The sequence below is a fragment of the Nocardia sp. NPDC088792 genome (genome assembly GCF_044750615.1).
Lineage (GTDB): Bacteria > Actinomycetota > Actinomycetes > Mycobacteriales > Mycobacteriaceae > Nocardia.
The window spans coordinates 659,004-670,319 of record NZ_JBIVKC010000001.1; the positions used below are offsets into that span (position 1 = coordinate 659,004).

The window sequence follows — 11,316 nt, forward strand, 5'->3', positions numbered from 1 at the left end:
GCCGACCCTGCTGGCTACGACGGACGGTCGTATGCCACCATATGGCTCAGTAATCTATTCGAGCCATGAAGGAGCGAAAGTGGCCGCCACGGAACTGGAACCCACGCACAGCGCAGCTGTCGTCACCAAGGTCGACACCGCCGAGGTTCCGTCCGCCGCTTGGGGTTGGAGCGGCGAATCGCGTCGTGCCGCTCGTACGGCCGGCTGGGTCGTCATCGTGATCCTGCTCGCGATGCTGTTCGAGAACCAGCAGGGCAGCAACTCCGGTACGGGCAATGTCGGATACATCTTCCTGATCCTGATCTCGATCGGCCTGGCGTTCGTGCTGATCCGCGACTCGATCATGTCGCGCAAGCAGCGCTGAGACAGACACGAATCAGCCTGGCGCACCGCCACGCAACGTAATTCGGGCCGGATCACCGAGGGGTGATCCGGCCCGAATTGTGTGCCGGCTCAGTGGCTCAGGAAGCCGCGGGGGTGGAGTCCGGCGCGCTCAGGCGCTGGGCCAGCTGGATGCCGACCACGACGAGGGTGGGCACACCGGCGATGATCAGACCCGCGGCGGCGCCCAGCGGGATACCGATGGCCGCGCCCGCGACGCAGCCCGCGATGCCGGTCGGCACCGACAGGATGGCGACGCCGAGGACCGCGCCGCCCGCGGCGCCGATGACGCAGCCCGCGACGCCACCGACCAGGGTGCCGATCAGGGTGCCGATGGAGCTGGCGAGACCGAGCTCGTTGACCGCGGCGGAGAAGGCCGAGTCCTGATCGGCCTGGCTGGCCACATCGTGCAGGACGGGCGCCGGGAAGGCGGCGGCCGGGCTCATGTCCGGGGTGAGGGTGGCGGTATTGCCGTCGATCTGGGCGTCGACCGGGTGCGCCAGGTTGTCGCCGGTGGTCACGACGCTCAGCGGGAAGGAGGTGACCAGAGCGCCCTGGGTGTCGCGCACCTCGAACTGGCCGTTGGCGGTGTCCAGTGAACCGAGGTCGGTGTTCAAGACCACCGACTGACCCTCGAGCTTGGTGTTCCAGTGGATTCCGGGGCCGGCCGCGGCGGGATCCGCATTGGCGGTGCCGGCGGTGATACCCAGAGCAGCGATGGCCAGAGCCGAGGTGACGGCAAACTTCTTGAACTTCATCGGAAAAACTCGCGCTTTCTTCAGTGGGAGCAACCCTTGCTTGGGAGCGAGGTCCTCATCGAGCACCCACCTAGAGAGTCCTCGGCAAATGTTGCAGAAATGTTGCTTAATCGTGCTTGAATCGCAAGTTCGCTTATATTTTTAGTAAAGAGATAATAAAAACGCTTTCAATCACCCCCGCTAGCAACAATGCAGCACGCAAAAAAGTGGGCTTCCCCACACTTGAGCAGTGCAGGGCAGCCCACTGGCAAATTAGACCTTCCGGCTACTGATTGGCCGGATCGTTGATGCGGTTGAAGAAACCGATACCGACGACCACCGCGGCGACCACACCGGTGATGATCAGACCCGCCATACCGCCGACCGCGCCGCCGGCCACCGCACCGGCGATACAACCGCCGATCGGGCCCAGGCCGAGGAAGACGACGCCCACGACCATGCCGGGCAGCAGCCCGAGCGCGCAACCGCCGACCGCACCGACGATGGTGCCGACCAAGGTGCCGATGGCGGTGATGATGCCGTACTGCGTCGCCGCCGCGGAGAGCGCGTCATCGAATGCCTTCTGGTTGGCGACGTCGTGCAGCAGGCCGGACGGATGCGCGGCGGCCGGATCCTTACTGGGCGTCAGCACCGCGTGCAGGCCGTCGACGGCGACGTCGATCGGGTATTCGAGATCGCCCAGGGTGTAGCTCATCGGAAAGCCGGCAACGACATTGCCCTGGTTGTCGCGTACCTGGAACTGATTGTCGGCGGTGTCGAGAGACCCGGCGTCGGTGTCGACGACCACGGAATCGCCTTCGATGTGGGCGTTCCAGTGGATACCGGGGGCGACCTGGGCGATGCCCTGGTTGATGCCGCCGAGGAGGTCGGGAATCACCGGCAGCGGGGCGGGATCGGCGTGCGAGGTTCCGCTGGCGATGCCGAGGGCCGCGATAGCCATGATTGAGGTCGCGGCAAATTTGCTGAACTTCATTCTTCTCAGGACTTTCGTACGGCGCAAAGCTACGCATTGTCGGAGGTGGGGGACACCTTCGGCCGCCCTGTTCGAGTGTCCAACAATTCGTTACTGAAAAGTAGCTGAGAAGCTCTTTTAATAGCCGACATCACCGAGTACGAGATTTTGTGACGCGCCACACAGCCTCAGCGGCGGAAACGCTCCCGCAATTGCGGATCGTTCTCCCACCACAGCCCCGTGGCTGCCGGCGCCGCATCCTCCTCGACCGCGAATCCCCTGCGCGCGCCGACCTTTCCGGTCTTCGCGCGCATTTCCTCGGCATCCAGTTCCGCATCGAGCTCCCGGGCCTTGCGGCGTTCGTCCGCATTCCAGGCCCGCATGACGACCAGCGAATAGATCAGGCCGAGAAAGTCACCCAGCAGCCAGAGGATGCCCGCGCCGATCGTCTGATCCGTGTGCAGGTCGGGCCCCCAGGTGCGGCCCAGGGATTCGTAGTAGCCGCCACCCACCAGCGGGCCCAGCCAGAGCACGATGCCGAGGATGCCGTCGGCAATGGACTCCCCGATCGTGATGAGCAGCGAGAAGCCCTGATTCACATGCTTCGGCGTCGGATCGACCTGCAGGCGCGAATAGAAGTAGAGGAACCCGATGACCACCACCAGGATTCGGGTGAACGCATCGATTCCGCCGTGCTGCAGCACGCCTTTGAGCCAGGGCGACATCAACAGCACCCACGGCAGCGCCAGGATCAGCAGCGACGGCACCGCCGGATACGTGAGGAACCGCGCGACGGGCCCGGACAGGGCCGCGTCCAGGCGTTCCCGGGCGCGCGGCGGCAGGGCCTCGCGCAGCACGGTCATCGGCGCGCCCGCGGCGAGCGCGAACGGCACCAGGTACAGCAGCAGCAGGATCTGCAGCGCGCGCACCCAGAACAGGGTGTCGGAGTAGACGCCGATGAGGCTGATGCCCGTCAGTAGCCATACGCCCAGGCCCGCCGCCCCGAAGGTGACGGCCCGCCGGACGGGCAGTTCCGCGCCGTTGCGCCGGGCCTTGACCCAGCAGCCTGCGTAGACGAGGGCGAGCAGCGCGGTGACCAGCACAGTCGAGGTGTCCCACCGCCATGAGGTCACCAAACTGCTCATGTGCAGCGGTGTTTCGATCTGTACCACGGCACCTAGTATGCGCCGCGCTGTCATACGGCTCGCAGGGCCTCTCGGACCGGTGGGCCGGCACTGCCCGAGTTCGCAGTGCCGGCCCGCGAATCATGCTGCGGTGCAGCGGGATCGGCTCGTCACAGTTCCGGGGTGAGGGGATTTCCGGGTGCGATGCTGCCGCAGTTGCCCGGAGCTGCCTGCCCGGCGAACCGGTCGTTGAGCCAGAGCAGGGCCGCCGGCATCCACGGGGCCATGGCCGGAACGTGGCTGAGCAGGTCGTACTGCTGGTATTCGATGGCCGGGTTGCCGGTATCGCAGTACTGGTCGGCGAGGGCGCGCACGTCACCGGCGACCATGACACCGTCACCGGGGCCGATGCCGCGCCTGCCGCCGTCGGTGCCCTCCAGCACGCCGTTGGCGCCCTGGCCGATGAACATGGGGATGGTCGGGGTGGGCGCGAGCCCGAGGTCGATCTTGCGGACGGCGTCCACGAACGGCGGCACGCTGTTGGGGTCGGCGTATTCGGGCTTCGCGAGTTGCTGCCAGGTGAGCCCCGGGTACTGGAAGAGCACGTTGGCGATCGAGGCGTACCGCAGCTTGTCGATGATCTGGGCGCCGTGCGGGTTCAGGTAGGGCGCGAAATCGACATCGTAGGAGCGGGCGATGCCGATGACCGCCATGGCCGCGACGCCGGACCAGCCGGTACTGCCGCTGACGTAGGAGAGGTTGCGGGCCGGATTGACCAGCACGCCGCCCTCGGCCGCACCGACCAGTTGATCATTGACGTCCGGGGCGTAGCTGGGTGCGAGGGCCGCGGCCCAGTCGGTGGCGATGGCGCCGCCCGAGTATCCGATCATGCCGATCCGGGTGCCCGGGTTCAGCCCGGTGTCGGGCGAGTGGGTGGCGGCACGGATCGAGTCGAGGGTGTTCATGCCGTACTCGGGCCCGGCGGCGAAATCGGCCTGCTGGCCCTCGGTGTCGGCGACGATCACCGAATAGCCCTGTGCCAGCGACGGTGCGATCAGCGCGGTTTCCGAGGTGTTGACCAGGCCGCCGAAGGAGACGTCGCCGGCGATGGCGCGGGAGGGACTGTCCTCGGGGTTGAGGGAGTCGTAGAAGGATTGGTAGGCAATGGCTTTGGCGGGATTACCGCCGGGCGGCACCAGTACGGAGGTGACATTGACGGTGGGTCGCTGCTGTGCGTCGGTGGTGCGGTAGAGCAGCTGGACCGCGGTGACGGGGGCCGGGAGGCCGGCCACGTGATACGGAATGGTCCGGGTATCCAGGACGGTGCCGGGTTCGAACGCGGATAACGGTGTGGCGCCGGTGTATTCGTAGAACGCGTCCGGCGCGGCCCCGGCCTGCGGTGCGCAGATTGCCGACGAGGCAGTCACCAGCGCGAACGCGGCCATAGCGGTTGCCAATGGAACACGTCCTTGTGTTTTTCTCAACTCCAGAGTTCCCCTCCATCACGGGCGTCGAGAAGACGCTGGTCAGAGCCCGCTGACCACAACCGGACACTATTGTCCTGTTACCGATTGGTAGTGTGAACGTGTTCTTTCGAACCGTCAAGAGTTGCTATCGGGTCACCAGCCGCCGGTAGGTGACCTTGTCGAATTCCTGGCCGTTCTCGTCGACGGCGGTCACATCCATCTCGCTGGCGAAGACGCCGGGCCGCACATCCACGCGGATGAACGAGTAGCGCGCGTACCGCACCCGGGACCAGTCGGCGTCTTCCTTCCGGTCCTTGCCGTCGGAACCCCACAGCGTGCTGCCGGGCACGAAGGTGTCGGGATTCTCGTGGCCGCGGTAGGTTTCGCCGGCCGCGAAGGTGCCGTGTATCGCGCCGCCGCCACCGACCACGTAGTAGACCGTGCCGTCGGTGTCCGGGTAGACGATCGAATTGTCGGGCGCGGGTTTGACTGGTTGCCCGCCGCGGATCGGGTCGGTGCGTTCGAAGTTGTGGTTGTGGCCCTGCAGCACGAGGTCGACCTTGTGCTTGTCGAACAGGTCCGCCCAGGCGCCGCGCACGCCGCCGTCGCTGGCGCCGCCGATGCCGGTGGCGTAGGCGCATTCGTGGAAGAAGCACACGATGAAATCGATGTTCGGGTCGGCGCGGTACTGCCCGAGGGTCCGGTCGACCCAACTGGTCTGTGCCCCACCGGAATAGCCGAGGTTGGCCTGAACCTGGTAACTGACCTCGTTGGCGTCCAGCGAAAGGATGGCCACGTTCCCGTAGGTGAAGGAGTACACCGAGGGGCAACCGGCGGGGCCGCTGCCGGGCAAATCGAGGCGGGACATGATGCCGCCGTAGCCGTGGGTGCCGTAGACGGCTTCCATGTCGTGGTTGCCGGTGGTGAACATCCACGGCACCCGGGCGGCGCTGTTCTCGATGGCCTGGAAGTAGTAGTCCCAGGTGAAGGGGTTGTAGGCGTCGATCTTCGCGTTCGGTGCGGTGCCGTTGGGCACGAACCAGTCCGGGCCGCCGCCGTGCGAGGTGTCGGCGTAGCAGATATCGCCGGCCAGGATGTGGAAGTCGGGGTTGTTCGCGACGATCTGGCGCTGGATGTTCTCCATATTGCGGGCGCCGGGTGCATCGCCTTGACCGTATTTGTTGCGATAAGCGCCGGCGGTAATGCCCTCGGGCTGCTTGGGGGTTTCGTCGATGCCCTGGTCGCCCATCATGGTGAACCGGAACGGCAGCAGGGCGGCGCGGGAGCTGGGCATGGCGGTGCTGGCCGAAACCACTTCTCCCACATAGCCGTCGGAGGTGCGCCAGCGGTAGAAGTGCGGCAGGCGGCCGGGCAGGCCGTCGACGGGGGCGTGCACGTAGAACTGTTCCGCGGCCAGCACTCCCCCGTCGGTGCGCGGCACCTGGGTGACCAGGTTGCGCACCTCGGCTTCGATGGTGCCGCCGAGCGCGGGGGTGGGGCCATGGTCGAGGAAGACCTTGCCGGAGCCGGGGTTTCGGGACAGCTGACCCGAAAAGCGCAGCTGGCCGGCCGCATCCGGGCCGAAGCCGACATGCCGGCCGCCGACCGCGAGGGGTGCGTCGTCGGCGTAGGCGACCTGGCTGAAGACGCCGGCGAATCCGGCCGCCATGGCGGCGGCGGTGCTGCCGCGCAGGAAGGTGCGGCGGCTCACGCGGTGTCGTTTCAGGAATGCGCGGTGCCAGTCGTACTGCTCGTCCATGGTCATGTGCGCGGCGAGATGAGCCGGAATGCCCGTACGGGGCAGCAGGCCGGGGGGATTCAGCATCCAGGCAACCTTCTCAGCGTGAGTTCGTAGGCCGGCGTCATCGGTACATCGACGGCGACGTCATCAAAACGCCGCCAGCTTACGGACACCCGACACACCGGTGAACGCCGAGCGTTTCACGTGCGGAAGGTCGGGGTCAGGCGTCGAGGGCGATGTGCGGGTCGGTGGATCGGTACGGCTCGGCGTGCGGGCCGGTGGCGAATCCGCGCAGGACGGTCGCGACCGCGTGCCGGATGGCGGCCTCGCGTTCGATGTCGGAGACGTCGGCGAGCGGGCCGTCGACAATGAGCCCGGCCAGGCCGTGCACGGCGGCCCAGCCGGTGAATTCCGCGCCCGGCCGCTGCCGCGGGTCCATGAATCCGACGGCGACGAGGCCGTCGAGGCCGGTGGCGAGCAGCGCGAAGATCGGGTCCTGGCGCACGTCCTTCTCGACGTCGATCTCGCCGATGCAGAACGCGGTGCGGAACAGTCCGCGCTCGCGGTCGGCGTATTCGATGTAGGCGCGGCCCGCGGTGGCCAGTCGCGCGATGGCGGTGGCGGTCGGATCGGCTTGCGGGGGAACGCTTTCCATGGCGCTGCTGAGGGCTTCGAACAGGGCCTGTACGGCTTGTTCGCAGACGGCGGTGAGGAGTTCCTCGTGGTTGGTGAAGTGCCGGTAGGCGGCGGTGGCGGTGACGCCGACCGCGCGGGCGGCGGCGCGGACCGTGACGGCGGTGGGGCCGCCGATCTCGGCCAGTTGCGCGGAGGCCTGTACGAGGGCATTGCGCAGGTCGCCGTGGTGGTAGGGACCCTCGCGAACCGGTCGCTGAGCTGCATCGTCGGAGCTGGTCACGAAGTCAATGTTGACACCTGTACAGATTGCATGGCAAGTTAACACCCATAAAGTTCACACCTGCCCACATTCGTGCCCGCATTCGCACTCATGCCCGCATTCGAAGGAGACGCCGATGAGCGGATTTCTGGGGCGGCTGGGAGATCTCGCCTTCCGGCGCCGCCGCGTGGTCCTCGCCGTATGGACAGCCCTGCTGATCGCCCTGATCGGCGGCGTCGCCACCGCAGGCGGCCACCTCGACGACCGATTCACCGTGCCCGGAGCCGAATCCCAGCAGGCGCTGGACACGCTGGAGAAGTCCGCGCCGGAGGCCGCCGGGGCCACGGCGCAACTGGTGTTCACCGCGCCGCCGGGACACCGCATCACCGAAACCCCTTATGCGGCGGCCATTCAGCACACCCTCGAGGTGGCGGGGACCGCGCCGGGCGCGGCCGGGGTCACCACACCGCAGCAGACGGGCACCATCTCCGCCGATCAGCGGACCGCGGTGGCGATGGTGCACTTCGCGGGTGATCGCTCCCAGGTGACCGATGCGGCGCGCACCGCCGTCGAGCAATCCGCGACCTCCGCCCGCGACGCCGGACTGGAAGTGTCGGTCGGCGGGTCCGCTTACGGCGTGGGGCAGATGCATCCGGGCATTACCGAGGGCATCGGCCTGGCGGTGGCGGTGCTGGTGCTGTTCATTACTTTCGGTTCGCTGCTGGCCGCTGGAATGCCTTTGCTGTCGGCCGTTTTCGGCGTCGGCATCACCGTGGGCGGACTGCTCACCCTGAGTTCGGTGGTCTCGGTGTCCTCGACCGCGCTGACGCTGGCGCTCATGCTGGGCCTGGCCGTCGGCATCGACTACACATTGTTCATCCTGTCCCGGCACCGATCACAGCTGGCCGCCGGACTCACACCGAGAGAGTCTGCGGCACAAGCGAATGCGACCGCCGGCGGTGCGGTGGTGTTCGCGGGCGCGACCGTGATCATCGCCTTGGCCGCGCTCAGCGTGATCGGGATACCGTTCTTGACGGTCATGGGCCTGGCCGCCTCGGGTGCGGTGCTGGTCGCCGTCGCCGTGGCCACCACCCTGCTGCCCGCCCTGGCCGGATTCGCCGGTGAGCGGCTGACGCCGCGCGTGGGATCGCGCGCACATCGGCGCGCCACGGCCACGACCTCGAACGGCATTGCCACAGCCTCGAACAGCACCGCCGCAGGCTCCAACAGCACCGCCGCAGGCTCCGAGGTTATGGGTGCACGCTGGGCTCGATTGGTCACCAAGCGGCCGATGGTTACCGTGCTGGGCGTGGTCGCGTTGCTGGCGGTGCTCGCCGCGCCCGTCGGTGCGCTGCGAATGGCATTGCCCGACAATGGTTCTGCCGCGATCGGAAGCGGGCAGCGGGAGGCCTACGACACCGTTGCCGAGAAGTTCGGGCCCGGGTTCAACGGTCCACTGGTCGTGGTGGTGGACGGTGGCGCGCAGGCGGCGCAGTCGGTGGCGGCGTCGGTGCGGAAGCTGCCGAATGTCGCATTGGTTGCGCCGCCCCAGGCGACGGCGACGCCAGGCCGGTCGATAGTCATGGTGGTGCCGTCGACCGCTCCGGAGACGCAGCAGACGGCCGATCTGGTGCATGCGATTCGCGGCGATATTCCAGGTTCGGTTCCCGGCGCCCGGGTGGCGGTCACCGGCGATACCGCTGTCACCATCGATGTCTCGCAACGTCTTTCGGCATCACTGATCCCCTTCCTTGGAATCGTGGTCGGCCTCAGTCTGCTGTTGCTGATCGTGGTATTCCGCTCGATCGCGGTGCCGGTGAAGGCCGCACTCACCTTCCTGCTGTCGGTCGCGGCCGCCCTGGGCACGACCGTGGCCGTCTTCCAATGGGGTTGGGCCGCAGACCTGTTCGGCGTCTCCCACCTGGGTCCCGTGGTGAGTTTCCTGCCGATCATCCTGGTCGGCGTCCTGTTCGGCCTCGCCATGGACTACGAGGTATTCCTGGTATCCGGCATCCGCGAACAGTGGGCGCGGACCGGCGACCCGGCAGCCTCGATCATCGAAGGCACCCGCCACAACGCGCGCGTGGTGACCGCAGCGGCCACCATCATGGTCGTCGTCTTCGCCTCCTTCGTCCCGACCGACGATGCCCTGATCAAACCCATCGCCTTCGCCTTGGCGGCCGGCGTACTGATCGATGCCTTCGCGGTGCGCTTGACGCTGGTCCCGGCAATACTGGCCCTACTGGGCCGCCACGCCTGGCGGCTACCCCGCAAGCTGGACGCGATCCTGCCGAGGGTGAATATCGAAGGCACGCAAGAAGAAGCGCCCGAGCAGCGCCCGAAGGAATTGGTTTCCGCCTGATTCCCGGGAGTGCCTACGGCTGTGGGGGTTTCGAGGTGAGGTAGTGCTGGATGGTCGGGGCGATTTCGGCGATCACTTGCTCTTGGGTGAGGGCTACCACCGGGGGGAGGCGGAGGATGTAGCGGCAGAGGGCCAGGCCGAGGATCTGGGTGGCGATGAGGCCGGCGCGGCGGGGGGCGTCGGCGGGGTCGCCGATGCGCAGGACGGCGGGGGCGACCTGGTCGGCGAAGAGTTGCCGGGCGCGCTGGGTGAAGGTTTCGTCGGTGACGGCGGAGCGCAGCATGGTCAGCAGGATTTCGTTGCTGGGTGGCCGTTCCCAGAGTTCGAGGAAGCGGCGGAGGAGCAGCTCGCCGAGCGTATCGGGTTCGGCCGCACCGAGATCGGGGAGGTCGAGCCGGATGTCGACGGCGGCGAGGAAGAGGCCGTCCTTGTTGCCGTAGTAGCGCATGACCATGGAGGGGTCGATGCCCGCGTCGGCGGCGATGGCGCGGATGGTGGCCTTCCGGAAGCCGTCCTCGGCGAAGCGGCGGCGGGCGGCTTCGAGAATCGCCGCGCGGGTGGCGTCGGAGCGGCGCGGGGCAGGCTCATCGGTCATGCCAACAATTGTAGGCCAACAGACGTTGACTTCCCAGTGGTGTGCCGCGCTATTCGCCCGCAGCCGCCGTCAGCAGCCGGTAGAGCGTCGCCCGCTCCCCCGCGCCGAGCAGGCCGACGGTATCGCGCAGCACGTCGGCCATCATCGCCTCCCCCTCGCGACGGACGCGTTCCCCTTCGGCGGTCGGGCGGTGCCGGACGGCCCGGCCGGGCCCGGCGACCCGTTCGAGCAGACCGCGGTCGATCATGCGCGCGGCCAGCGTGCCCATCGACTGATCGGTTTGAAAGGTCAGCTCCGCCAGCGCATGCAGTGAGGCCTCGGGATGCTCGTGCAGATTCCGCAGTACATCCCACTGCGCGATGGACAGCCCGATATCCGCGAGCCGCCGATTCGCTTCCCGATGATGACGCCATTGCAGCCGTTTGACCGCCTGCCCGACCTGCTGCAACGAGGGTTCCACGGGCCGAGCATATCCCAGGCAATCAGCTTATTGATATAAGCAGCCTGATATCAGGCCGCCGCGGAGCGCTCCGGTCACAGGTTGACGCGGGAACCGCTTGCGCCACGCCGGGTTTCAGGCCAATCTGTGCCGATGAAAATGAAACGGGTTGCAGTTGTCTCGGCGGTGGTCGCGGCGGCCCTCGATATCGGGTCCGGAATCGCCGCCGCCGCACCGAATCCGGCGGATACCCCGCGTGAGGCGATCGCCCGCGCCTACATCGACGCCCTGCTCAGCCACGATGCGAGCGCGGTGCCGTTCGCGCCGGACGCGACCCGGGTCGAGGCGGGGTTGCAGACCGGCACTTCCGGGCCGCAGTTGACCCATGATCTCGATACCGGCGTGCAGTACTCGGTCATCCAGAACATCCGGGATATCCGGATGTCCGAGGACGGCGATGTGGTGACGGCCCGCTATCTGCTCGACTCCGGCGTGCTCGGTATCCGGCTCATGACGGTGGATATCACCGAGACCTTCGTGATCCAGGATCACGAAATCCACACCATCGTGGCGACCATCGTCCCCGCGTAGGTTCCGCTCGGA

The 11,316-nt window shown here is 67.2% G+C and carries 11 protein-coding genes; 3 read left to right on the top strand and 8 right to left on the bottom strand.

Annotated elements, in window-relative coordinates:
- The first annotated feature begins 79 nt into the window (after positions 1-79).
- On the top strand, positions 80-364 hold the full coding sequence (locus ACIP5Y_RS03220) for a DUF2631 domain-containing protein (RefSeq protein WP_400347120.1): 285 nt from the start codon (positions 80-82) through the stop codon (positions 362-364).
- Positions 365-461: 97 nt separating this feature from the next.
- Here the strand turns inward: ACIP5Y_RS03220 and ACIP5Y_RS03225 are convergent, their stop codons facing one another.
- From ACIP5Y_RS03225 to ACIP5Y_RS03250, 6 genes are all read right to left on the bottom strand, one after another.
- Positions 462-1,139 carry a hypothetical protein gene (locus tag ACIP5Y_RS03225; protein WP_400347122.1) on the bottom strand — a complete coding sequence of 226 codons (678 nt, stop codon included), beginning with the start codon at positions 1,137-1,139 and terminating at the stop codon, positions 462-464.
- A gap of 265 nt (positions 1,140-1,404) precedes the next feature.
- Entirely contained in the window at positions 1,405-2,079 is a 675-nt protein-coding gene (locus ACIP5Y_RS03230) for a hypothetical protein (protein ID WP_400347124.1), read from the bottom strand.
- Between the two features lie 200 nt (positions 2,080-2,279).
- Positions 2,280-3,236, bottom strand: coding sequence for a cytochrome c oxidase assembly protein (locus ACIP5Y_RS03235; protein ID WP_400349093.1), 957 nt, complete (start codon positions 3,234-3,236; stop codon positions 2,280-2,282).
- A gap of 149 nt (positions 3,237-3,385) precedes the next feature.
- A complete protein-coding gene (locus ACIP5Y_RS03240; RefSeq protein ID WP_400349095.1) occupies positions 3,386-4,660 on the bottom strand; it encodes a lipase family protein in 1,275 nt (424 codons plus the stop codon).
- 166 nt (positions 4,661-4,826) lie between these two features.
- Complete coding sequence (locus ACIP5Y_RS03245) at positions 4,827-6,506, bottom strand: metallophosphoesterase (RefSeq protein ID WP_400347126.1); 1,680 nt, start codon at positions 6,504-6,506, stop codon at positions 4,827-4,829.
- 136 nt (positions 6,507-6,642) lie between these two features.
- Positions 6,643-7,338 (bottom strand): TetR/AcrR family transcriptional regulator, encoded by a 696-nt coding sequence (locus ACIP5Y_RS03250; protein ID WP_400347128.1) that lies wholly within the window; start codon positions 7,336-7,338, stop codon positions 6,643-6,645.
- 115 nt (positions 7,339-7,453) lie between these two features.
- Between ACIP5Y_RS03250 and ACIP5Y_RS03255 the strand changes: the two genes are divergently transcribed.
- On the top strand, positions 7,454-9,679 hold the full coding sequence (locus ACIP5Y_RS03255) for an MMPL family transporter (protein WP_400347130.1): 2,226 nt from the start codon (positions 7,454-7,456) through the stop codon (positions 9,677-9,679).
- 13 nt (positions 9,680-9,692) lie between these two features.
- Here the strand turns inward: ACIP5Y_RS03255 and ACIP5Y_RS03260 are convergent, their stop codons facing one another.
- Positions 9,693-10,274 (bottom strand): TetR family transcriptional regulator, encoded by a 582-nt coding sequence (locus tag ACIP5Y_RS03260; protein ID WP_400347132.1) that lies wholly within the window; start codon positions 10,272-10,274, stop codon positions 9,693-9,695.
- A 49-nt stretch (positions 10,275-10,323) separates the two neighbouring features.
- Positions 10,324-10,734 carry a MarR family winged helix-turn-helix transcriptional regulator gene (locus ACIP5Y_RS03265; RefSeq protein ID WP_400347134.1) on the bottom strand — a complete coding sequence of 137 codons (411 nt, stop codon included), beginning with the start codon at positions 10,732-10,734 and terminating at the stop codon, positions 10,324-10,326.
- A 132-nt stretch (positions 10,735-10,866) separates the two neighbouring features.
- On the opposite strand from ACIP5Y_RS03265, the gene ACIP5Y_RS03270 reads away from it, so the two are divergent.
- Positions 10,867-11,304: a hypothetical protein gene (locus tag ACIP5Y_RS03270; protein ID WP_400347135.1), complete on the top strand. Its 438-nt coding sequence runs from the start codon at positions 10,867-10,869 to the stop codon at positions 11,302-11,304.
- The last annotated feature ends 12 nt before the right edge of the window (positions 11,305-11,316 follow it).

What these genes read in the sequence shown, in the direction of transcription:
- ACIP5Y_RS03225 (WP_400347122.1), bottom strand. Translation starts at nt 1,139, where the DNA reads ATGAAGTTCAAGAAGTTTGCCGTCACCTCGGCTCTGGCCATCGCTGCT.
- ACIP5Y_RS03230 (WP_400347124.1), bottom strand. Translation starts at nt 2,079, where the DNA reads ATGGCTATCGCGGCCCTCGGCATCGCCAGCGGAACCTCGCACGCCGAT.
- ACIP5Y_RS03235 (WP_400349093.1), bottom strand. Translation starts at nt 3,236, where the DNA reads ATGAGCAGTTTGGTGACCTCATGGCGGTGGGACACCTCGACTGTGCTG.
- ACIP5Y_RS03240 (WP_400349095.1), bottom strand. Translation starts at nt 4,660, where the DNA reads ATGGCCGCGTTCGCGCTGGTGACTGCCTCGTCGGCAATCTGCGCACCG.
- ACIP5Y_RS03245 (WP_400347126.1), bottom strand. Translation starts at nt 6,506, where the DNA reads ATGCTGAATCCCCCCGGCCTGCTGCCCCGTACGGGCATTCCGGCTCAT.
- ACIP5Y_RS03255 (WP_400347130.1), top strand. Translation starts at nt 7,454, where the DNA reads ATGAGCGGATTTCTGGGGCGGCTGGGAGATCTCGCCTTCCGGCGCCGC.
- ACIP5Y_RS03260 (WP_400347132.1), bottom strand. Translation starts at nt 10,274, where the DNA reads ATGACCGATGAGCCTGCCCCGCGCCGCTCCGACGCCACCCGCGCGGCG.
- ACIP5Y_RS03270 (WP_400347135.1), top strand. Translation starts at nt 10,867, where the DNA reads ATGAAAATGAAACGGGTTGCAGTTGTCTCGGCGGTGGTCGCGGCGGCC.